Genomic DNA, 20,894 nt, shown 5'->3' with positions numbered 1-20,894 from the left:
CCCTACAGCAGCAGTTTGCGTACCTTCTGCATCGCGGCGACGAAGGCCTCGATCTCGGCGTGCGTGTTGTAGAACGCGAGCGAGGCGCGGCAGGTCGCGGGCACGCCGTAGAACTGCATCAGCGGGTGCGCGCAGTGGTGGCCGGAGCGCACCGCCACGCCCTCCAGGTCGAGCAGGGTGGCCAGGTCGTGCGCGTGCGCGCCCTCGACCAGGAACGAGACCACCGCGGCCTTCTCGGGCGCGGTGCCGAAGATGCGCAGGCCCTCGATCCGGCCCAGTTCCTCGGTCAGGTGCGCGAGCAGCTCGGCCTCGCGCGCGGCGACCCGTTCCATGCCCAGCGCGGCGAGGTATTCGACCGCGACGCCGAGCCCGATGTGGCCGGCGATGTTGGGCGTGCCGGCCTCGAACCGGTGCGGCGGGTCGTTGAACACGGTGCCCTCGAAGCGCACCTCCTTGATCATCTCGCCGCCGCCCAGGAACGGCGGCATCGCCGCCAGGTGCTCGCGCCGCGCCCACAGTGCGCCGGTGCCGGTGGGGCCGCACATCTTGTGGCCGGTGAGGGCGTAAAAGTCGCAGCCGATCGCGGCGATGTCCACCGGCATGTGCGGCAGCGCCTGCGAGCCGTCCACCACGGTGACGATGCCGCGGCGCCGCGCCTCGCGGCAGATCTCGCGCACCGGGTTGATCGTGCCGAGCACGTTGGAGACGTGGGTCACGCCCAGCAGGCGCACCTCCGGCGTCATCGCCGCGAACAGGGCGTCGAGGTCGAGGGTGCCTTGCGGCGTGATCTCGGCGACCTTGATCGTGGCGCCGGTGCGTTCGGCGACGAGCTGCCACGGCACGATGTTGGCGTGGTGCTCCATGCGCGTGAGCAGGATCGCGTCGCCGGGCTTGAGCCGCGGCAGGGCCCACGAGTACGCGACCAGGTTGATCGCGAAGGTGGTGCCGGAGGTCAGCACCAGCTCGTCGGCGCGCACGTTGAGGTGGCGGGCGAGGGCGGCGCGGGTGGCCTCGTAGCGCTCGGTGGCCTCGCTGCCGAGGGTGTGCACGGCGCGGCTGACGTTGGCGTTGTGGCGGCGGTAGAAGTCGTCCACCGCCTCGATCACCGCGCGCGGCTTCTGCCCGGTGTTGGCCGAGTCGAGATAGACCAGCGGCTTGCCGTTGACCTCGCGGGTCAGCAGCGGGAAGTCGGCGCGGACCGCGGCCCAGTCCACCGCGGCGGGGGCCGGAGGCGGGGACGGGGCGTCGGGCCGGTTCATGCCGCCTCCAGCCGCGCCAGCGCGGTGTCGAGCACCTGGGTCAGCGTCGCGCGCAGGGGCTCGGCTTCGATCGTGGCGACCACCTCGCGGCAGAACGCCCCGGTCAGCAGGCGCCGCGCCGCCGCTTCCGGCAGGCCGCGCGCGCGCAGGTAGAACAGTGCGGTCGGGTCGAGCTGGCCGACGGTCGCGCCGTGTGCGGCCTTGACCTCGTCGGCGTGGATCTCCAGCACCGGCTGGGCGTCGATCTCGGCACCTTCTGACAGCAGCAGGTTCTTGTTCGACAGGTCGGCCACGCTGCCGTCGGCGCCGGCGCGGATGGTGATGCCGCCGTGGAACACGGCGCGGCCGCGCCCCGCGCCCAGGCCGCGCCAGAGCAGCGCGCAGGCCGTGTCGCGGGCGATGTGCTCGACCCCCAGGCGGGTGTCGAGGTGGCGGCGGCCGTCGGCGAACAGCACGCCGCGCGCGGACAGCCGCGCGGCCTCGCCCTCCAGGCGCACGTTCAGCTCGTGCCGCGACAGCGCCGCGCCGAGCTCGAGGTCCACGCGCTCGTAGGCGGCCTCGCGCGCCAGCACCGCGTCGGTGCGCGCGATCAGGGTCGCCTGCGCCGACTCGTCCTGCACCCGCGCGTGCAGCAGGCGCGCGCCCTGGGCCAGGTGCACGTGCGCCACCGTGTTGGCCAGGTGCGCGTGCCCGCCCGCGGCCAGGTGGTGCTCGACCACCGTGGCCTGTGCGCCGCGGCGCAGCTCGATCAGGTGGCGCAGGTGCCAGGCCTGGTCGGCGGCGGCGGGCGCGCCGACGAACACCAGGTGCAGCGGCGCCTCCAGCCGCGCGCCCTCGGGGATGCGCACCAGCGCGCCGTCGCGGGCCAGGGCGGCGTTGAGCCGGGCGAAGACCGCGTCGGCGCCTTCGTAGCGGCGCGCGAGCACGTTGGCCTCGCGCGGGTCGTCGCCGGCGAGGGCGACGGCGAGCGGCGCGACCCAGGCCGGATCCAGGCCGGCCAGGTCGGAGGCGCCGGCGTCGAAGCGGCCGTTGACGAACACCGCGCGCGGCGCGGGGATGTGCGCGATCGCCGCCGGGTCGAGCGCGGCCGGTTCGGCCTGCGCGAACGCGCGCCGTTCCAGCGCGCGCAGCGAGGTGTACTTCCAGGCCTCGCTGCGCGCGTGCGGCAGGCCGTCGCGCAGCGCGGCCTCGAGCGCGGCGCGGCGCGTGGCGTCGCCGTCGAAGGCGGAGGCGAGCGAGTCGAGCAGCGGGCTCATGCGGCGGCGGCCCCCGGCGCGATGCGGTCGCGGACCCAGGCGTAGCCGTGCTGCTCGAGCGCGAGCGCCAGCTCGGGGCCGCCGCTCTCGACGATGCGGCCGTCGGCGAGCACGTGCACCACGTCCGGACGGATGTAGTCGAGCAGGCGCTGGTAGTGGGTGATGACCAGGAACGCGCGGTCCGGCGCGCGCAGCGCGTTCACGCCCTCGGCCACGTTCCTGAGCGCGTCAATGTCCAGGCCCGAGTCGGTCTCGTCCAGGATCGCGAGCTTCGGCTCCAGCACCGCCAGCTGGAAGATCTCGTTGCGCTTCTTCTCGCCGCCGGAGAAGCCCTCGTTCACGCCGCGGTGCAGCAGCTCGTCCTTCAGGTGCAGCACCGCCAGCTTCTCGCGCACCAGCTTCAGGAACTGCATCGAGTCCAGCTCCGGCTCGCCGCGCGACTTGCGCTGGGCGTTGAGCGCGGCGCGCAGGAAGTAGGTGTTGTTCACGCCCGGGATCTCGACCGGGTACTGGAAGGCCAGGAACAGGCCGGCCGCGGCGCGCGCCTCGGGTTCGAGCGCGAGCAGGTCGCGGCCCTCGAACTCGACCCGCCCCTGGGTGACCTCGTAGCCCTCGCGCCCGGCCAGCACGTGCCCGAGCGTGGACTTGCCGGCGCCGTTCGGGCCCATGATCGCGTGCACCTGCCCGGGCAGGACCTCGAGCGTCAGGCCCTTGAGGATCTCGCGCTCGCCGGCGCGGACGTGGAGGTTCTCGATCTTCAGCATGGTGATCCCTTGGATTCGTTTTCAGCGATGCCATCCGTGGCGATGACGTTCCGGCGCCGGGCCGCTCACCCCACCGCGCCTTCCAGCGAGACTTCGAGCAGCTTCTTGGCCTCGACCGCGAACTCCATCGGCAGCTCGCGGAACACGCTCTTGCAGAAGCCGTCCACGATCATCGAGACCGCGTCCTCCTCGGAGATGCCGCGCGCGCGGCAGTAGAACAGCTGGTCCTCGCTGATCTTGGAGGTGGTGGCCTCGTGCTCGACGGTCGCGCTCGGGTGCCTGACCTCGATGTACGGGAAGGTGTGCGCGCCGCACTTCTTGCCGATCAGCAGCGAGTCGCACTGGGTGTGGTTGCGCGCACCGACCGCGCTGCGCTCCACCCTCACCAGGCCGCGGTAGGTGTTCTGGCCGTGGCCGGCGCTGATGCCCTTGCTGACGATCTTGCTCTTGGTGCGCCTGCCGACGTGGATCATCTTGGTGCCGGTGTCGGCCTGCTGGCGGTGGTGGGTCAGGGCCACCGAGTGGAACTCGCCCACCGAGTCGTCGCCGAGCAGCACGCAGCTCGGGTACTTCCAGGTGATCGCCGAGCCGGTCTCGACCTGCGTCCAGGTCACCTTGCTGCGCGCGCCGCGGCATTCGGCGCGCTTGGTGACGAAGTTGTAGATGCCGCCGCGGCCCTGCTCGTCGCCGGGGTACCAGTTCTGCACCGTGGAGTACTTGATCTCGGCGTCGTCGAGCGCGACGAGCTCCACCACCGCCGCGTGCAGCTGGTTCTCGTCGCGCATCGGCGCGGTGCAGCCCTCCAGGTAGGAGACGTAGCTGCCTTCCTCGGCGATGATGAGCGTGCGCTCGAACTGGCCGGTATGGCCGGCGTTGATGCGGAAATAGGTGGAGAGCTCCATCGGGCAGCGCACCCCCTTGGGGATGAACACGAAGCTGCCGTCGGAGAACACCGCCGAGTTGAGCGCGGCGAAGAAGTTGTCGCCCTGCGGCACCACGCTGCCCAGGTACTTGCGCACCAGTTCGGGGTGCTCGCGGATCGCCTCGGACATCGAGCAGAAGATGATGCCCTTCTCGGCCAGCTCCTCGCGGAAGGTGGTGCCGACCGAGACCGAGTCGAACACCGCGTCCACCGCCACGCCCGCCAGGCGCGCGCGTTCGTGCAGCGGCACGCCCAGCTTCTCGTAGGTCTCGAGCAGTTCCTTCGGCACCTCGTCCAGGCTGTCGTACTTGGCCTTGGGCGCGGCGTAGTAGCTGATCGCCTGGAAATCGATCGGGGCGATGTTGAGCTTGGCCCACTGCGGCATCGGCATGGTCAGCCAGTGGCGGTAGGCGGCCAGGCGCCACTGCGTCATCCACTCCGGTTCGCCCTTCCTGGCCGAGAGCGCGCGGATCGTGTCCTCGTCGAGCCCGGGCGGCAGGCTGTCGGACTCGATCTCGGTGACGAAGCCGGCCTGGTACTTGCGGCCGAGCTGGGCGTGGATCGCCTGGTTTTCGCTGACTTCGGTGGCCATGGAGGCTGCCTACGGGGGAGACGGGGCGGCGGGGCGAGCGGCGGGGCGGGGCCCGTCCTACGTGGGGGCCAGGCGCAGGGCGATGCGCCTGGAGCGGGGGGCGGGCGGGGGCGGGGCGAGCATCTGCGCCAGGGTCACCTCGCGCAGCGCGTCCACCACCACGTCGTTGATCCGGCGCCAGTTGGCGCGCACGCCGCAGGAGGCCTCGATCCCGCACTGGCCGGCATGCACGCTGCACTCGGTCATGCCGAGCGGGCCTTCCATCGCGGTGACGATGTCGAGCAGGCCGATCTCGTCGGCCGGGCGGGCCAGGCGGTAGCCGCCGTTGGCGCCGCGGAACCCTTCGACCAATCCGGCCTGGGCCAGCGGCTTGAGCACCTTGGCCACGGTGGGCGGCTCCAGGCCGGCGCGCTCGGCCAGCTCCGAGGCGCTGAGCACGGCCTCGGGGTCGCTGGCGAGCGCGGTCAGGACGACCGTGGCGTAGTCGGTGAGCTTGGTGACGCGGAGCATGGGCGTGGGGGGGGGAATCCGTACCGGAATTGTACGGTTTTCTCCCGCCCGCGGCCATGCGCGGGCCCGGCCCGTTCAGTACTGGGCCGGGGTGCCTCCGACCAGGGCGCCGGCCGCGGATGGCGCGGGCTGCGGCGGCGGGTCGGCGACCAGTTGCAGGTAGGGCTTGGGCGGGGACTGCTCCGGAGGCAGGTAGGCCGGCGCCGGCGTGCCGGCCGGCCCCAGCGCGCGCAGCAGGCGGTAGATCGCACGCCGATCCTGGGGCGCCATGGCGCGCAGGGTGAAGTCCGGCATCATCGGCCGGGTGTGCAGCTCACCGGTGTACTTCAGCCACGCCGCCTCGTCCATTTCGGCGGCCTTGAGCCGCAGGTTGGCGGCGTAGGTGGTGCCCCAGGGGCCATGGAAGCCCATCGGGCTGCCGGTCAGCCATTGCGCCTTCGGCACGTCACCGGCCCGCTCCAGGTAGCCGGCGGTGTGGCAGTCGTTGCAGCCGGCGATCCTGACCAGGTATTCGCCCCGGGCGACCAGGCCGGCGTCCTCGGCCTCCGGGGCCTTGGCCGCGGCGGCCGGGGTCGGGGTGGCCTGGCGGCAGCCGGCCAGCGCGAGCAGCGCAAGGGCGAGACAGACAGGGCGGGACACGGGCATGGCGGGATCCTCGCTGGCGATGGCACCGTCCGGACACGGTTGCGCAGGCTGACGCGAAAACCGGGCGCGGCCGGCCAGCGCTTGGCCGGCACCGGGCCAGCGGCGACAATTGCTCTTTTTCCCGCCTGGACCCCGCATGCCGCGCAAGATCGTCGCCCGCCGCTCCGCCATCCATGGCAATGGCGTGTTCGCCATCGCCCCCATCGCCAGGGGCGAGCGCATCATCGAATACAAGGGCCGCCGCCGGACCCACGCCGAGGTGGACGCCGGCGACAGCGGCGCCGTCGAGAGCGGCCACACCTTCCTCTTCACCCTCAACGACGAGTACGTCATCGACGCCAACTTCGAGGGCAACATCGCGCGCTGGATCAACCACAGCTGCGACCCGAACTGCGAGGCGGTGATCGAGGAGCACGAGGGCGAGGACCGGCGCAAGGACCGGGTGTTCATCGAGGCGATCCGCGCCATCAGTCCCGGCGAGGAGCTGACCTACGACTACGGCATCACCCTGGACGAGCCGCACACGCCGCGGCTGAAGAAGATCTGGGCCTGCCGCTGCGGGGCGAAGCACTGCACCGGCACCATGCTCAAGCCGAAGCGCCGCCGGCGCGGAAGCTGAAGGATGCCGGAACGGGCCGGAAGGTTGCGGCGCGGCCCCATGACTGACGACAGGCGCGTGCGCCGGTGCGGGCGGGCACCCTGCGCGCGGTGACGGCGACTCCCATCGCCGGGGCTCCTTCCCCATGCGCCATTCCGCCCTGCCGGCCTTGCTGGCCCTGTTCGCATCGCCCGTGCTTGCGGTCGAGATCGACGGCCGCATCGATCCCGCCGAATGGGAGGGCGCGCGCCACATCACCGATTTCCGCTCGGTGCAGCCGCTCACGCGCGAGCCGGCGCCGTACCCGACCGAAGCCTGGGTCAAGGCCACCGAGGACGGCCTGGCGATCGCGTTCCGCAACCTGCAGCCGGCGCACGTGCCGCGCACCCGCCAGCGCGCGCAGCGCGACCAGGGCGGGCCGGTGGACCGGGTCAACGTGTACGTGGACTTCGATGGCGACGGCCGCACCGGCTACAACTTCACCCTGCTGCTGTCCGACAGCATCAATGACGGCACCATCACCAACGAGAACCAGTTCAACGACGACTGGGACGGCGACTGGCGCCATGCCGTGAGCGAGGACGAGGCCGGCTGGTCGGCCGAGATCCTGCTGCCCTGGCACATCGCGCCGATGCAGAAGAGCGCGGGCGACACGCGCACGATCGGGCTGTCGCTCGACCGCGTGGTCGGCGCCACCGGCGAGCGCATGGCCTGGCCGGCGGTGACCTTCGTCGAGCAGCGGTTCCTGACCCGCCTGGAGCGGATCGAGGTGCCGCAGTACCGCCAGTCGCTGCTGGCGGTCACGCCGTATGTGGTGGGCCTGTACGACACCATCGCCGCCCGGGCGGACTTCGATGCCGGCCTGGACCTGTTCTGGAAGCCCAGCGGCCAGTTCCAGCTCAGCGCCACGCTCAACCCCGACTTCGGCCAGGTCGAGAGCGACGAGCTGGTGGTGAACTTCAGCGCCACCGAGACCTTCTTCAGCGACAAGCGCCCGTTCTTCACCGAGAATCAGGGCTTCTTCGACGTCCCGTTCGGTGGCCTGGGCAACGCCAACCGGCTGCTGTACACCCGGCGCGTGGGCAGTCGCGCCGACGATGGCAACGGCGCCGGCGACGTCACCGCGGCGGTCAAGCTCAACGGCAGCGTGGGCGCGTTCAACTACGGCGTGTTCGCCGCCAGCGAGGGTGACGACGTCGGCCGCGATTTCTACGCGGTGCGCGGCACCCGCGACTTCGACGGCCACGGCGTGGGCGCGATGGTGACGCGCGTGGAACGGCCGTTCCTCGACCGCGAGGCGACGGTGTACGAAGCCGACCATCGCTGGTCGCGCGGGAAGTGGAACGTGCGCACCACGCTGGTGGCCTCGTCGGTCGAGCAGGGCGGGCGGACGCTGGACGACAGCGGCGCGCAGGTCCGTGTGGACCACGAGATCGGCGACGGTTGGCGCCAGCAACTGTACGTGTTGCATACGGGCGGGGCGCTGCAGCTCAACGACTTCGGCTTCCTCGAGCGCAACAACCTCAACTACGGCCGGTACGAACTGGCGCGGCGCCTGACCGCGCTGCCCGAATCCTCGCCCTACCGCTCGCACGAGGTGCGTGTGGCGACCTCGCGGCGGGTCAACGACGACGGCGTCCATCTGTTCGATGCCTGGGCCATGAGCCGCTACAGCGAGCGCAAGGACGGCGGCAACCAGTTCATGGAGGTCGTCGGCATGAGCGACGGGCGCGACGACCTGATCCTGCGCGGCAACGGCGTCGTGAAGATGCCGGCCAGGTTGTTCGCGTTCGCCGAGCGCTACCGGCCGCGCCAGGAGGGCGGGCGCTGGGAGCTGTACGGGCATCTGCGTTATGCCGCAGAGGGACTCGGCGGGGTGGACGAGGGCGCGGTGACGGTCAATTTCCAGCCGACCTACCATGTCAGCGACGGCCTGCGCGTGTCCGCCGGCGTGCGCTACACCCGGAACCCCGACTGGCTGCTGTGGCGCGGCGGCAACCTGCTGGGCACGTTCGATGCGGACCTGGTGTTCTTCGACGCGGGCATGACCTGGCTGATCGACAGCCGGCAGGATCTGCGCGTGCGGCTGGAGGCGATCGGCGTGGAGGCGCGCGCGGAACGGGCCTGGCGGGTGCAGCCGGACGGCACGCCGCTGGCGGTGAACGAGGCCATCCCGAACTTCTCCCTGCACAACCTCGGCTTCCAGGTGCGCTACCGCTACGAACTGGCGCCGTTGTCGTACCTGTACATCGCCTACGTGCGCGGCGGGTCGCTGTTCGCCGAGAACTTCGGCGCGCAGCCCGGCATGGGCGAGGTGCTGCGCGATGCGTTCGACCTGCGCGACAGCGAGCAGCTGCTGGTGAAGCTGTCCTACCGCTTCGAGATCTGAGCCCGGGTCAGGACGCCGGCCGCAGGCTGGCCGAGGCGATGCGCCAGGCGCGCGGTTCGGCGCCGGCGCCGTCGGCCGGCATGTGCCGCAGCAGGTAGCGGCCGCGGTAGTGGCGCGTGCTGCCATCGCGGTACTCGACCAGCACCTCGACCGGGATCTCGACGAACGGCGCGCCGACCGCGCCCGCCGCGGCCGCGGGCGCGCCGGGCTGGGCCTGCACGCGCACCGCGTCGGCCAGGCCGCCGGCGAACTCGGGCGGGGCCGCGGCATCGCCGCCGCCGGCCCACAGCGCGGCGGCCTGGGCGAAATCGCCGCGACCGATGCGGGCGTAGTACTCCTGCAGCAGCGCGAGCGCCTCGTCCGTGGATGGTGTGGTGGCCGGGCCGGGTTCGGTGCCTGCCTCCGCATCTCCTGCCTCCGGCAGGCCGGCGCCGTCCTCCGCCGTGACGGCTTCCGGCGTCAGCGTCGCGTCGGCGGGTACGCCGGGAGTGCGCGCCGGCGGCATGCCGGTGACCGAGCCGCGCGGCCGCTCGGGGCGCGGCAGTGCCTCGACGCGGCCTGCGGCCGCTGGCGCTCCGGCATCGTCCCGGGCTTCGTCGCCGCCACAACCGGTCAGCGCCGCGAGCAGACAGGCTCCCCACCACCAACCACGCATGCGTCGTCCTCTCATTGATCCAGATGCAGGGTGACCACACCGTCGCCGATCGCGATGCGGCCGATGCGCCGCTGTGCAAGGCGCGCGAGCAGACCGTCGTCCAGCGTGTGCACCGGCTCCTCGCGCGCATGGCGCGCCAGCCAGCGGTTGACCGCCTCGCGCACCCGGTCGTTCATGCGCCCGCCGAGCGCGTCCACCCGCACGTCCCGCAGCTCGGGGGCGTCCAGGTGCAGGCCGCGCGTGGCGGGGTCGTAGCGCAGGGCGCTGTCGAGCGTGAAATAACCGGCCGGCACGCGCGGGTCGCGGCCGAGCCCGCCGATGCCGATGTCGAACTCGAGCCGCAGCCGCTGGCTGCCGGGCGGGATGCTCAGGCGCGGGTTGCGCAGGCTGAGCGTGACCAGGCCGCCGAGCGTGTCGAATTCGCGCGGGTAGCGGCGATCCAGCGAGGCCTGCAGTTGCGGCACGGTGAACACCACGCGGTCGGCGAACAGCGCGCCGGCGGGGCCGGTGCTGGCGCAGGCGGCGAGCGCGGCGGCCAGCAGCAGCGCCACGAGCAGGCGCACACGGACCTGCAGGGACGGCGGATGGGACATGCGGTGTCTCCGGGCGGCTCGCGCGCACCTTACTCCGCACCGGGTCGGGGACGCCACGCCGCGCGTTCCGGAAACGAAAACGGCGCGCCGCATCGCGACGCGCCGTTCGCCGGTGGCGGCGCTGCGGCCGCGACCGTTCGTCGGATCAGGCCGTGGCCGCGTCCTTGAGCTTCTTCAGCGGACGCACCTTGACCTTCACGGTGGCGGGCTTGGCGGCGAACCAGACCTCTTCCTTCGTGAACGGGTTGATGCCCTTGCGGCGCGGCTTGGCCGGCACGTTCACCGCAGTGATCTTGAGCAGGCCCGGCAGGGTGAAGGTGCCCGCGCCCTTCTTGCCGATGGAGGCGTGCACCGCGCCTTCCAGCGAGGCCAGCACGGCGCGCACGTCGCGCGCGGCCACGCCGCTGTGCTCGGCGATGTGGGCGACCAGCCCGGACTTGCTCAGGGCCTCCTTGATCGGCTTCGGAGCGGCCGGCTTGGCGGCCTTCGACGCGGCTTTCTTGGCAGGGGCTTTCTTCTTCGCCATGTTGGTTCCGTTCGGTAGGTAATCGGTGGATGGAGTGCCTGGAGATCCCCCTCGGCAAGGCGGAATGTAGGACAGTCCTTTGCTGCCGCCAAGTCCCCGCAGGGCTTTTTTTGCAGGGTTTTTTCGCCCTGCGGGGGCTGTCCGGCCCGGGTGCCCGGTTCCGTTGCGGGTTCAATCCTCCTCGGGGCGGGGCTTGTAGGCCTCCACCAGGCGCTGCTGCACCGGCGCCGGCACCGGCTCGTAATGGCTGAAATCCAGCGCGTAACGGCCGCGGCCGGCGGTCATCGCCTTGAGCTCGGCCGCATAGCCTTCCAGCTCGGACAGTGGCACCTGGGCGCGGACCGAGACCTCGCCGCTGCGCAGCGAATCGGTGCCGTTGATGCGCGCGCGCTTGGACGAGAGGCTGCCGGTGATGTCGCCCATGTACTGTTCGGGCGCGGTCACCTCCAGGTCCACGATCGGCTCGAGCACCTGCGGCCGGGCCTTGGCGATGGCGTCGAGGAAGGCCTTCTTGCCGGCGGTGACGAACGCCACCTCCTTGCTGTCCACGGGGTGCGACTTGCCGTCGTACACGATCACCCGCACGTCCTGCAGCGGGTAGCCGGCGATCGCGCCGGAGGCCAGCACCTGGCGCACGCCCTTCTCGACCGCGGGCATGAACTGGCCGGGGATGGTGCCGCCCTTGACCTCGTCCACGAACTCGAAGCCGCCCCCGCGCGGCAGCGGCTCGATGCGCAGGAACACCTCGCCGAACTGGCCCGCGCCGCCGGTCTGCTTCTTGTGCCGGTGGTGGCCCTCGGCCCTGGCGCTCACCGTCTCGCGGTAGGCGATGCGCGGCGGGCGGGTCTTCACTTCCACGCCGTAGCGGTCCTTCAGCCGCGCCAGCATCACCCGCAGGTGCAGGTCGGACAGGCCGCGGATCACCAGCTCGTTGAGTTCGGCGTTGTGCTCGACCGCGAACGCCGGGTCCTCCTCGGCGAGCTTGTGCAGCGCCACCGACAGTTTCTGCTCCTGGCCCTTGTGCGCGGCCTCCACCGCCAGCCCGAACATGGGCTTCGGGAAGTCCAGCGGAGCGAGGTGGATGTGGTCCTCGTCGTGCGAGTCGTGCAGCACGGCGTCGAAATGCAGCTCGTCCACCTTGGCCACCGCGGCGATGTCGCCGGGGATCGCACGCTCGATCTCGACGTGGTCCTTGCCCTTGAGCTTGAACAGGTGACCGACCTTGAACGGCTTGCGGCCGTCGTCCACGAACAGCTGCGTGTCGCGCTTCACCGTGCCCTGGTACACGCGGAAGATGCCGAGCTTGCCGACGAAGGGGTCGTTGACGATCTTGAACACGTCGGCGATCACGTGCGCGTCCGGGTCCGGGCGGGCCACGATCGGCGCGGCGTCGGGGCCGGTGCCGCGCACGAACGGCGGCGGGTTGGCCTCGCCCGGGTGCGGGAACAGGCGCTCGGCGATGTCGAGCAGCTCCTTCACCCCGACCCCGGTGCGGGCCGAGACGAAGCACACCGGCACCAGGTGGCCCTCGCGCAGGCACTGTTCGAAGGCATCGTGCAGTTCCTGCCCGGACAGGCCCTCCTCGCCGACCTCGAGGAAGTGGTCCATCACCTGTTCGTTGATCTCCACCACCTGGTCGATGATGCGCTGGTGCCAGTCGGCGACCGGGCCCAGGTCGGACTCGCCGCCGGCGTTGCCGAAGCAGTCCACCACCGCCTTGCCGCCGTTCGCCGGCAGGTTCAGCGGCAGCACCTCGGGGCCGAACGCCTCGCGCAGGTCCTGCAGCACGCGCGCGCAGTCGGCGTCGGCGTGGTCCATCTTGTTGACCACGACCACCCGGCACAGGTTGCGCGCCCTGGCGTACTCCATCATCCGGCGCGTGCCGTATTCGACGCCGGTGTCGGCGTCCACGACGATGGCGACGGTCTCGACCGCGGCCAGGGCGGAGAGGGTGGGGCCGCGGAAATCCGGATAGCCGGGGGTGTCGATCAGGTTGACGTGGATGCCGGCGTGGTCGGTGCTGGCGATGGCGATGTCGATCGAGTGGCCGCGTTCCTTCTCGATCGGGTCGAAGTCGGACACGGTGTTGCCGCGTTCGACGGTGCCTGCCGTCTGGATCGCGCCGCCGGCATGCAGCAGGGCTTCGAACAGGGTGGTTTTGCCGGCGCCGGGGTGGCCTGCCAGGGCCACGTTGCGGATCTGTTCTGTGCTGTAGGACATGAGGCCGTGACTCCCGTGGTTGAACAGTCCGGCCGGGGAACGACCGGGCTCCTGCGAAGGGAAACGCACGTGCCGTCATGGCTGTCCGCGACGGAAGCGCTGCCGTCCGAGCGCGCGCTCGGCGGGCGGTCATGGCGGTGGCCGGCGCCGGGCGCCGGAGCGGCAAGCCTCCCGCAGCGGCCGGGGCGGGTCAAGCCGGCCCGCACACGGTGCGTGCACGCATGCGGCGTAGGCTGTGCCTCCCACCGATACGACAGGAGTCCCGCCATGGCCATCACCCGTCACGCCACCGCCCGCTGGGAAGGCGACCTGCGCAGCGGCCAGGGCCGTCTGGCCACGCCGCAGAGCGGCCTGCTCGACGGCACCCGCTACGGCTTCAACAGCCGTTTCGGTGAGGAGAAGGGCACGAATCCGGAGGAACTGATCGCAGCCGCGCATGCCGGCTGCTTCGCGATGGCGCTGTCGGCCAAGCTGACCGAGGCCGGGCATCCGCCACAGGCGGTGGATGCGCGTGCCGAGGTGACCCTGTCCATGGACGGCGGCCCACACCTGAGCGGCATCCGGCTGACGGTGCAGGCGCGCGTACCGGGCATCGAGGCCGCGCGCTTCCGGGAGCTTGCCGAGGACGCCAAGCGCAACTGCCCGATCTCGAAGGCGCTGGCGGCGGTGCCGGTCACGCTCGAGGCGACGTTGCTCGAATGAGCCGGAGGCCCGGGCCGGGGCGCTCACGCTGTCGCCGCGCTTAACGTGTCCGCGACGACCGGCAGGGTTCAGCCCGGTTTAATTCCGCCGCGCCGAGGATGCGCCTGCGCCATCCCGGCGCGCTGGAGCCCGCCATGAAGCGTCTGTCCGCCACCGTGCTCGCCCTGGGCCTGGCTGCCGCAGGGGCGGCGTCCGCGCAGGATTACTACGGCTACGATCCCTACGGCCGCGACGACGGCAGCGCCCGGGTGTATCCGGATCGCGACGGCCGGCGCAGCGGCGCAATCTACGACTACGCGCGCGTGGTGCGCGTGGATCCGGTGATCGATTCCCGTTACGGCTATGGCACCTCCGGCCAGCGCTGCTACTACCGCGATGCCACCTATGCCGACGGCTACGGCCGCGATCCGTATGACGGCGACGGCGATTACGGCCGCGATCCCTACGGCCGCGACGGTTACTACGACCCGTACACCGGCCAGCGCCGCCATGGCACCGAGGCCGGGCGCACGATGGCGACCGTGCTCGGCGGCATCGCCGGCGCGGTGCTCGGCAGCAAGATCGGCGACGGCAGCGGCGCCACCGCCGCAACCGCGGTCGGGGCGATGGTCGGCGGCATGGCCGGGCAGAAGATCTACGAGCAGGCGCAGCGCGAGCGTTACCGCACCGGCACGGTGCGGGTGTGCGAACCGGTGCGCGCCGACGGCTACGGCCGCTACCCGGTCAACGACGGGCGCGTGGTCGGTTACGACGTGACCTACGAATACGCCGGGCGCCGCTTCACCACCCGCACCGACTACCACCCGGGCGACCGGATCCGGGTGCGGGTGGAGGTGATTCCAGAGTGAGTCCCGCGATCGCGGGGAGGCGCGCGAAGGGGCCGGCGACGGCCCCTTCGCCGTTGCGGGCTACCAGTCCAGCTGCCCGCGCACGATCGGGCGCACGCGTCCGCCCGACCACACCTCGCCCTCGGCGTCCACGTGCAGGTGCAGGCGCGCGTCGAAGCCGACCTCGCGCCCCTGGCTGACCACGTAGCGGCCGTCGCGGCCGGGCAGGGCGCGGTTCTCGTGCAGCCAGGCGGCGAGGGTGGCGTTGGCGGCGCCGGAGGCGGCGTCCTCGAACCGCGCCGGCGCGCCGACGAAGGCGCGCACCGCCAGGTCGTAGTCGCGGCCCGGGTCGGCGCGTGCGAACACGCACAGGCCCATGCTCGCGGTCGCCTCGGCCAGGGCCGCGACCGCGTTCCAGTCCGGGGCGACGGCGCGCAGGCCGGCCTCGTCGCGCAGCTCCACCAGCCACCAGCGGCGGCCGCCGTCCACCAGCGCCGGCGGCAGGGCGCCGAGCGGCAGGCCGGCGAGCGCCGCGCGCAGGCGCGCATCGTCGGCGCGGGCGACGTCCACCACCCGCGCCCGCGGCGTGCGCACCGCGATCGTGCGCGCCGCGCCCTCGCCCTCCACCCGCAGCGGCAGCAGCCCGGCCACACCCTCCTGCCACAGCAGGCCCGCGCGCGGCTGCGCCAGCCCGGCTTCCAGCACCGCGAACGCGGTGCCCACGCTCGGGTGGCCGGCGAAGGGCACCTCGCGGCGCGGGCTGAACATGCGGATCCCGTAGCTGGCCTGCGCCGAGGCGGGCGGGAACACGAAGGTGGTTTCCGGCAGCCGGGTCCAGCGCGCGATGGCCTGCATCGTGGCCTCGTCCAGGCCCGCGCCGTCGAGCACCACCGCCAGCGGATTGCCCGCCCCCGGCCAGTCGGCGAAGACGTCGAGCTGGATATAACGACGCGGCATCATGCGCTGGGCTCCGGGCAGGCCTTCCGCCTGCGGCGTTCGATTTAGAATCGCGGGCTCGCGCCCGTCGGGCGCGGAAAGACGAATTCTAGGCCCCGGCCCGCGGCCGGGCACATCACGCTTCCTCATCAGCTCCGGAGCATTCGTGGCGACGCAGGCGCAGCGTTGGGTCGTGCTCAAGTTCGGCGGCACCTCGGTGTCGCGCCGCAACCGCTGGGACACCATCGGGGCGCTCGCCGCCAAACGCCGGCAGGAGGAGGACGCGCGCGTGCTGGTCGTGGTCTCGGCCCTGTCCGGGGTCACCAACGAGCTGCAGGCGATCGCCGACGGGCGCGAGGTCGAGACGCGGATCGCGGCGCTGGCGGCGCGGCACCGCGCGTTCTGCGCCGAGCTGGACCTGGATCCGGAGGCGGTGCTGGGCCCGCGCCTGGCCGCGCTGGAGGCGCTGGGCCGCGATCCGCGCGCGGTCGCGCGCCCGCTCGACTGGCAGGCCGAGGTGCTGGCCCAGGGCGAGCTGCTGTCGTCCACGCTCGGCTGCGCCTACCTGCGCGCGCAGGGCCTGGACATCGGCTGGTGCGACGCGCGCGACTGGCTGCAGGCGGTGACGCTGCCGAACGCCAGCGCCTGGGCGCAGCGGCTGTCGGTGAACTGCCGGCACGAGCGCGATCCCGGTTTCGTCGAGCGCTTCTCGGCGCAGCCCGCGCCGGTGCTGATCACCCAGGGCTTCATCGCCCGCCACGCCGACGGCGGCACCGCGATCCTCGGCCGCGGCGGCTCCGACACTTCCGCCGCGTACTTCGGCGCGCTGCTGCAGGCGCTGCGGGTGGAGATCTGGACCGACGTGCCGGGCATGTTCAGCGCCAATCCGCGCGAGGTGCCCGACGCGCGCCTGCTCACCCGCCTGGACTACGCCGAGGCGCAGGAGATCGCCACCACCGGCGCCAAGGTGTTGCATCCGCGTTCGATCGCGCCGTGCCGCGATGCCGGCGTGCCGATGGCGATCCTCGACACCGAGCGCTTCGACCTGCCCGGCACGCGCATCGACGCCGCGGCCGCGACCGTGCCCGGCGTCAAGGCGATCAGCCGCCGCAACGGCATCGTGCTGGTGTCCATGGAGACCATCGGCATGTGGCAGCAGGTCGGCTTCCTCGCCGACGTGTTCGAGCGCTTCAAGCGCCACGGCCTGTCGGTGGACCTGATCGGCTCGTCGGAGACCAACGTCACCGTCTCGCTCGACCCCAGCGAGAACCTGGTCACCACCAACGTGCTGGAGGCGCTCAGCGCCGACCTGGCCGAGGTGTGCCGGGTCAAGGTGATCGCGCCGTGCGCGGCGATCACCCTGGTCGGGCGCGGCATGCGCTCGCTGCTGCACCGCCTGTCCGACATCTGGGCGACCTTCGGCCAGGAGCGCGTGCACCTGATCTCGCAGTCGTCGAACGACCTCAACCTGACCTTCGTGATTGACGAGGCCGACGCCGACGGGCTGCTGGCGCACCTGCACGCCGAGCTGATCCGCTCGCGGGCGATGCCGGTGCGCGACGCCACCGTGTTCGGCCCGAGCTGGCACGAGATCGCGCACGGCGCCACGCCGCGCGCGCCGGCCTGGTGGCGCGCGCGGCGCGAGGCGCTGCTGGCGCTGGCGCGCAACGGCACCCCGCGCTACGTGTACGACCTGGCCACCGTGCGCGAGCGCGCGCGGGCGCTGCGCGATTCGGACGCGGTGGACCGCTGCTACTACGCGCTCAAGGCCAACCCGCACCCGGCGATCCTGCGCGCGCTGGTGGAGGAGGGCTTCGGCCTGGAGTGCGTGTCGCTGGCCGAGGTCGAGCACGTGTTCGCCGCCGTGCCCGGGCTGGACCCGGCGCGCGTGCTGTTCACCCCCAGCTTCGCCCCGCGCCGCGAGTACGAGGCCGCGTTCGCGCGCGGCGTCACCGTGACCCTCGACAACCTCGAGGCGCTGCAGCGCTGGCCGGCGCTGTTCCGCGGCCGCGCGCTGTGGCTGCGCCTCGACCTCGGCCACGGCGAGGGCCACCACGAGAAGGTCCGCACCGGTGGCATCGCCGCCAAGTTCGGCCTGCCGATGACCCGGTTCGACGCGTTCCTGGAGCAGGCACGCCGGCTCGACGTGCGCATCGGCGGCCTGCACGCGCACCTGGGCAGCGGAATCGAGGATCCGGGCCACTGGCGCGGCGTGTACGCGCACCTGGCCGGCCTGGCCGACAGCGTGGGCACGGTCGAGACCATTGACATCGGCGGCGGCCTGCCGATCCCGTACGCGCCGGAGGCGCCGGAGTTCGACCTGGTGCAGTGGCGGCAGGGGCTGGCCGAGATCAAGGCGGCGTACCCGCGCTACCGGCTGGCGATCGAACCCGGCCGCTACCTGGTGGCCGAGAGCGGCGTGCTGCTGCTCACGGCCACGCAGACGGTGGAAAAGGACGGCGTGCGCCGGGTGGGCTGCGATGCGGGCATGAACGCGCTGATGCGCCCGGCGCTGTACGAGGCCTACCACGGCATCTTCAACCTGAGCCGGCTGGACGATGCCGACACCGTCGCCTGCGACGTGGTCGGCCCGATCTGCGAGAGCAGCGACGTGCTCGGCCGCGACCGGCCGCTGCCGCGCGCCACCGCCGAGGGCGACACGATCCTGGTCGCCGACGCCGGCGCCTACGGCATGGCCATGGCCAATACCTACAACCTGCGTCCGCTGCCGGCGGAGGACATCATCGAATGAGCGAGTGGGAGTTCCGGCGCGACCAGATCCGCGCGTTCCGTTTCGTGCGCTGCACGTTCGACGCCGCCAGCGGCGTGGCGCAACTGGTGTACGCCTTCGACGACGGCCCGGAGCTGGTCGAGACCGTCACCGTGCCCGGCGCGCCGTTCCGGCTGGACGCCGTGCGCGCGGAGGCGGTGGAACGCGCGCTGCGGCTGCTGCACCTGATCGCGGGGGTGAGCTATTACAAGGCGGCGGTGCCGGAGGAGATCCGGATCGAGTCCTGCGACATCGACGCGGACACCGCGGCGCTGCTGGAGACGGTGTACGTCAACGGCCTGGGCGAGTTCGCCTACCGCAACGGGCTGGACCTGCACGGGCGGATCCGGTTCCCGCATGCCCCGTCCCCGGCCCGGGCCGCGCCGGCGCTCGGCCTGCGCGGCCACGCCCTGGTCGCGATCGGCGGCGGCAAGGACTCGCTGGTGACGATCGAGGCGCTGCGCGCGGCCGGCGTGCCGCAGACGGTCGTCTGGATCGGCGGTTCGCAGCTGATCCGCGCCTGCGCCGAGCGCACCGGCCTGGCCACGCTCAACATCGGCCGCCAGCTCGCGCCGCAGCTGTTCGACTACAACCGCCAGGGCGCCTGGAACGGGCACATCCCGGTGACCGCGGTCAATTCCGCGATCCTGGTGCTGGCCGCGCTGCTGCACGGTTTCGACCAGGTGGTGTTCTCGAACGAACGCTCGGCCAGCTACGGCTCGCTGATCCCCGGCACCGGCGAGGTCAACCACCAGTGGTCCAAGGGCTGGGCGTTCGAACGCGCCTTCGGCGAGCACGTGCAGGCGCGCGTCGCCGCCGACCTGCGGTACTACTCGCTGCTGCGCCCCCTGAGCGAGCTGGCGGTCGCGCGGCAGTTCGCGAAGACCGACCGCTACGACGCGCACTTCTCCAGCTGCAACCGCAACTTCCACATCCTCGGCGAGCGCCCGGCCAGCCGCTGGTGCGGGGTGTGCCCGAAGTGCCACTTCGTGTTCCTGGCGCTGGCGCCGTTCATGTCCAAGCCGCGCCTGACCGGGATCTTCGGCCGCAACCTGCTCGACGACCCGGCCCAGACCGCCGGTTACGACGCGCTGCTGGAATACCGCGACCACAAGCCGTTCGAATGCGTCGGCGAGGGGCGCGAGTCGCGCGCGGCGATGGCGGCGCTGACCGTGCGGCCGGAATGGCGCGAGGACGCGCTGGTCGAGCGCTTCGCGCGCGAGATCCTGCCGCAGCTCGACGCGGACGAACTGCGCCTGGAACCGCTGCTCGCGCTGGACGGCGAGCACCGGGTGCCGGCGGCGCTGTGGGAGCGGGTGCGTGCGCATTTCGCAGCTTGAGGGCCGGCGCGTCGCGCTGTGGGGCTGGGGCCGCGAGGGCCGCGCCGCCTACCACGCGCTGCGCGCGCGTCTGCCGGCGCAGGCGCTGACCCTGTTCTGCAACGACGCCGAGGCCGCGGAAGCGCGCGCGCTGGGCGATGCGCGGCTCGCGCTGGAGACGCAGGCCGATGCCGCGCGGCTGGCCGCGTTCGAGGTCGTGGTCAAGTCGCCGGGGATCAGCCCGTACCGGCCCGAGGCGCAGGCCGCGGCCGCGCGCGGCACCCGCTTCCTCGGCGGCACCGCGCTGTGGTTCGCCGAGCACGGCGGCGCCGACGGCATCGCCGCGCGCACCCTGTGCGTGACCGGCACCAAGGGCAAGAGCACCACCACCGCGCTGCTCGCGCACCTGCTGCGCGCGGCCGGGCACCGCACCGCGCTCGCCGGCAACATCGGCCTGCCGCTGCTGGAGGTGCTCGCCCCGCAGCCCGCGCCGGAGTACTGGGCGATCGAGCTGTCGAGCTACCAGACCGGCGACGTGGCCGACAGCGGCGTGCGGCCGGACATCGCCGCGGTCCTCAACCTGTTCCCGGAACACCTCGACTGGCACGGCTCGCAGGAACGCTACGTCGCCGACAAGCTGCGTTTGGTCACCGACGCGCGTCCGCGCGTGGCCGTGCTCAACGCCGCCGACCCGGTGCTGGCCGCGCTCGACCTGCCCGGCAGCCAGGTGCGCTGGTTCGGCCGCGAGGACGGCTGGCACCTGCGCGGCGACGTGCTGCACCGCGGCGACGAGCCGGTGCTCGACACCGCGCCGCTGCCGCTGCCCGGCCGCCACAACCGCGGCAACCTGTGCGCGGTGCTGACGGTGCTGGAGGCGGCCGGGCTGGACGCGCGCGCGCTGGCGCCGCACGCGGCCACGTTCCGGCCGCTGCCGCACCGGCTGCAGACGCTCGGGGTCCGCGACGGCCTCACCTATGTCAACGACTCGATCAGCACCACGCCGCACGCGAGCCTGGCTGCGCTCGACTGCTTCCGCGGCCGGCGCGTGGCGCTGCTGGTGGGCGGCCACGACCGCGGCCTGCCCTGGGACGGTTTCGCCGAGGCGATGCGTCGGCACGCCCCGCACGCGATCGTGACCATGGGCCAGAACGGTCCGCGCATCCATGCGCTGCTCGAACCGCTGGCGCGCGAGTGCGGCTTCGTGCTGGCCGCCGCGGACGATCTCGCCCAGGCGTTGCGGGCGGCGCGCGCCGCGCTCGGCGGCGAGGGCGGGGTGGTGCTGCTCTCGCCTGGCGCGCCGAGTTTCGGTCCCTACCGCGACTACGTCGCCCGCGGCCGCCACTTCGCCGAGTTGGCCGGGTTCGATCCGGACGCCATCAGCGCGATCCCGGGCCTGGGGATTGCTTGAACG

General features: G+C 72.5%; 18 protein-coding genes. 7 read left to right on the top strand and 11 right to left on the bottom strand.

Features of this window, described 5'->3' with window-relative positions; genetic code table 11:
• Positions 1-2: 2 nt before the first annotated feature.
• The 6 genes from FPV26_RS11190 to FPV26_RS11165 form a co-directional block, all read right to left on the bottom strand.
• Complete coding sequence (locus tag FPV26_RS11190; protein ID WP_147653970.1) at positions 3-1,259, bottom strand: cysteine desulfurase; 1,257 nt, start codon at positions 1,257-1,259, stop codon at positions 3-5.
• Positions 1,256-2,515, bottom strand: coding sequence for a Fe-S cluster assembly protein SufD (gene sufD, locus FPV26_RS11185; RefSeq protein WP_147653969.1), 1,260 nt, complete (start codon positions 2,513-2,515; stop codon positions 1,256-1,258). The genes FPV26_RS11190 and sufD overlap by 4 nt, the downstream gene beginning before the upstream one ends.
• Entirely contained in the window at positions 2,512-3,279 is a 768-nt protein-coding gene (gene sufC, locus FPV26_RS11180; RefSeq protein WP_147653968.1) for a Fe-S cluster assembly ATPase SufC, read from the bottom strand. Before sufC ends, sufD begins: the two co-directional genes overlap by 4 nt.
• Positions 3,280-3,344: 65 nt before the next feature.
• Positions 3,345-4,793 (bottom strand): Fe-S cluster assembly protein SufB, encoded by a 1,449-nt coding sequence (sufB, locus tag FPV26_RS11175; RefSeq protein ID WP_147653967.1) that lies wholly within the window; start codon positions 4,791-4,793, stop codon positions 3,345-3,347.
• 57 nt (positions 4,794-4,850) lie between these two features.
• The gene (locus tag FPV26_RS11170) at positions 4,851-5,303 is read right to left on the bottom strand and encodes an SUF system Fe-S cluster assembly regulator (RefSeq protein WP_147653966.1); all 453 of its coding nucleotides are present in this window, start codon (positions 5,301-5,303) and stop codon (positions 4,851-4,853) included.
• 75 nt (positions 5,304-5,378) lie between these two features.
• On the bottom strand, positions 5,379-5,948 hold the full coding sequence (locus tag FPV26_RS11165) for a cytochrome C (protein ID WP_147653965.1): 570 nt from the start codon (positions 5,946-5,948) through the stop codon (positions 5,379-5,381).
• A gap of 136 nt (positions 5,949-6,084) precedes the next feature.
• On the opposite strand from FPV26_RS11165, the gene FPV26_RS11160 reads away from it, so the two are divergent.
• Together FPV26_RS11160 and FPV26_RS11155 are read left to right on the top strand one after the other, a co-directional pair.
• Positions 6,085-6,567 carry an SET domain-containing protein gene (locus tag FPV26_RS11160; protein ID WP_147653964.1) on the top strand — a complete coding sequence of 161 codons (483 nt, stop codon included), beginning with the start codon at positions 6,085-6,087 and terminating at the stop codon, positions 6,565-6,567.
• A 124-nt stretch (positions 6,568-6,691) separates the two neighbouring features.
• On the top strand, positions 6,692-8,935 hold the full coding sequence (locus FPV26_RS11155; protein ID WP_147653963.1) for a DUF5916 domain-containing protein: 2,244 nt from the start codon (positions 6,692-6,694) through the stop codon (positions 8,933-8,935).
• Between the two features lie 7 nt (positions 8,936-8,942).
• Here FPV26_RS11155 and FPV26_RS11150 read toward each other — a convergent pair whose 3' ends face one another.
• From FPV26_RS11150 to fusA, 4 genes are all read right to left on the bottom strand, one after another.
• A complete protein-coding gene (locus tag FPV26_RS11150; RefSeq protein ID WP_147653962.1) occupies positions 8,943-9,590 on the bottom strand; it encodes a hypothetical protein in 648 nt (215 codons plus the stop codon).
• Between the two features lie 11 nt (positions 9,591-9,601).
• Positions 9,602-10,183: a DUF1439 domain-containing protein gene (locus tag FPV26_RS11145; protein ID WP_181952644.1), complete on the bottom strand. Its 582-nt coding sequence runs from the start codon at positions 10,181-10,183 to the stop codon at positions 9,602-9,604.
• A gap of 145 nt (positions 10,184-10,328) precedes the next feature.
• On the bottom strand, positions 10,329-10,709 hold the full coding sequence (locus FPV26_RS11140; protein WP_147653960.1) for an HU family DNA-binding protein: 381 nt from the start codon (positions 10,707-10,709) through the stop codon (positions 10,329-10,331).
• A gap of 171 nt (positions 10,710-10,880) precedes the next feature.
• Positions 10,881-12,929 carry an elongation factor G gene (gene fusA / locus FPV26_RS11135; protein ID WP_147653959.1) on the bottom strand — a complete coding sequence of 683 codons (2,049 nt, stop codon included), beginning with the start codon at positions 12,927-12,929 and terminating at the stop codon, positions 10,881-10,883.
• A 267-nt stretch (positions 12,930-13,196) separates the two neighbouring features.
• Here fusA and FPV26_RS11130 point away from each other — a divergent pair, with 267 nt between their 5' ends.
• On the top strand, positions 13,197-13,631 hold the full coding sequence (locus FPV26_RS11130) for an OsmC family protein (RefSeq protein WP_147653958.1): 435 nt from the start codon (positions 13,197-13,199) through the stop codon (positions 13,629-13,631).
• Positions 13,632-13,765: 134 nt separating this feature from the next.
• Positions 13,766-14,479 carry a glycine zipper 2TM domain-containing protein gene (locus tag FPV26_RS11125; RefSeq protein ID WP_147653957.1) on the top strand — a complete coding sequence of 238 codons (714 nt, stop codon included), beginning with the start codon at positions 13,766-13,768 and terminating at the stop codon, positions 14,477-14,479.
• Positions 14,480-14,539: 60 nt separating this feature from the next.
• Here FPV26_RS11125 and FPV26_RS11120 read toward each other — a convergent pair whose 3' ends face one another.
• Entirely contained in the window at positions 14,540-15,418 is an 879-nt protein-coding gene (locus FPV26_RS11120; protein WP_147653956.1) for a PhzF family phenazine biosynthesis protein, read from the bottom strand.
• Positions 15,419-15,560: 142 nt separating this feature from the next.
• Here FPV26_RS11120 and FPV26_RS11115 point away from each other — a divergent pair, with 142 nt between their 5' ends.
• From FPV26_RS11115 to murD, 3 genes are read left to right on the top strand one after another with little or no spacing between them, the layout of a single operon-like run.
• Positions 15,561-18,146 carry a bifunctional aspartate kinase/diaminopimelate decarboxylase gene (locus FPV26_RS11115; protein ID WP_246109276.1) on the top strand — a complete coding sequence of 862 codons (2,586 nt, stop codon included), beginning with the start codon at positions 15,561-15,563 and terminating at the stop codon, positions 18,144-18,146.
• Positions 18,143-19,504 (top strand): UDP-N-acetyl-alpha-D-muramoyl-L-alanyl-L-glutamate epimerase, encoded by a 1,362-nt coding sequence (murL, locus tag FPV26_RS11110; protein ID WP_147653954.1) that lies wholly within the window; start codon positions 18,143-18,145, stop codon positions 19,502-19,504. The genes FPV26_RS11115 and murL overlap by 4 nt, the downstream gene beginning before the upstream one ends.
• The gene (murD, locus tag FPV26_RS11105) at positions 19,485-20,891 is read left to right on the top strand and encodes a UDP-N-acetylmuramoyl-L-alanine--D-glutamate ligase (RefSeq protein WP_147653953.1); all 1,407 of its coding nucleotides are present in this window, start codon (positions 19,485-19,487) and stop codon (positions 20,889-20,891) included. Before murL ends, murD begins: the two co-directional genes overlap by 20 nt.
• Positions 20,892-20,894: the final 3 nt, after the last annotated feature.

Origin of the sequence: Vulcaniibacterium gelatinicum (assembly GCF_008033445.1) — a bacterium.
GTDB classification, from domain to species: Bacteria; Pseudomonadota; Gammaproteobacteria; order Xanthomonadales; family Xanthomonadaceae; genus Vulcaniibacterium_B; species Vulcaniibacterium_B gelatinicum.
Note: the sequence above shows the minus strand (reverse complement) of the source record. Positions and strands in the feature narration are given on the sequence as shown.

What these genes read in the sequence shown, in the direction of transcription:
- FPV26_RS11190 (WP_147653970.1), bottom strand. Translation starts at nt 1,259, where the DNA reads ATGAACCGGCCCGACGCCCCGTCCCCGCCTCCGGCCCCCGCCGCGGTG.
- sufD (WP_147653969.1), bottom strand. Translation starts at nt 2,515, where the DNA reads ATGAGCCCGCTGCTCGACTCGCTCGCCTCCGCCTTCGACGGCGACGCC.
- sufC (WP_147653968.1), bottom strand. Translation starts at nt 3,279, where the DNA reads ATGCTGAAGATCGAGAACCTCCACGTCCGCGCCGGCGAGCGCGAGATC.
- sufB (WP_147653967.1), bottom strand. Translation starts at nt 4,793, where the DNA reads ATGGCCACCGAAGTCAGCGAAAACCAGGCGATCCACGCCCAGCTCGGC.
- FPV26_RS11170 (WP_147653966.1), bottom strand. Translation starts at nt 5,303, where the DNA reads ATGCTCCGCGTCACCAAGCTCACCGACTACGCCACGGTCGTCCTGACC.
- FPV26_RS11165 (WP_147653965.1), bottom strand. Translation starts at nt 5,948, where the DNA reads ATGCCCGTGTCCCGCCCTGTCTGTCTCGCCCTTGCGCTGCTCGCGCTG.
- FPV26_RS11160 (WP_147653964.1), top strand. Translation starts at nt 6,085, where the DNA reads ATGCCGCGCAAGATCGTCGCCCGCCGCTCCGCCATCCATGGCAATGGC.
- FPV26_RS11155 (WP_147653963.1), top strand. Translation starts at nt 6,692, where the DNA reads ATGCGCCATTCCGCCCTGCCGGCCTTGCTGGCCCTGTTCGCATCGCCC.
- FPV26_RS11150 (WP_147653962.1), bottom strand. Translation starts at nt 9,590, where the DNA reads ATGCGTGGTTGGTGGTGGGGAGCCTGTCTGCTCGCGGCGCTGACCGGT.
- FPV26_RS11145 (WP_181952644.1), bottom strand. Translation starts at nt 10,183, where the DNA reads ATGTCCCATCCGCCGTCCCTGCAGGTCCGTGTGCGCCTGCTCGTGGCG.
- FPV26_RS11140 (WP_147653960.1), bottom strand. Translation starts at nt 10,709, where the DNA reads ATGGCGAAGAAGAAAGCCCCTGCCAAGAAAGCCGCGTCGAAGGCCGCC.
- fusA (WP_147653959.1), bottom strand. Translation starts at nt 12,929, where the DNA reads ATGTCCTACAGCACAGAACAGATCCGCAACGTGGCCCTGGCAGGCCAC.
- FPV26_RS11130 (WP_147653958.1), top strand. Translation starts at nt 13,197, where the DNA reads ATGGCCATCACCCGTCACGCCACCGCCCGCTGGGAAGGCGACCTGCGC.
- FPV26_RS11125 (WP_147653957.1), top strand. Translation starts at nt 13,766, where the DNA reads ATGAAGCGTCTGTCCGCCACCGTGCTCGCCCTGGGCCTGGCTGCCGCA.
- FPV26_RS11120 (WP_147653956.1), bottom strand. Translation starts at nt 15,418, where the DNA reads ATGATGCCGCGTCGTTATATCCAGCTCGACGTCTTCGCCGACTGGCCG.
- murL (WP_147653954.1), top strand. Translation starts at nt 18,143, where the DNA reads ATGAGCGAGTGGGAGTTCCGGCGCGACCAGATCCGCGCGTTCCGTTTC.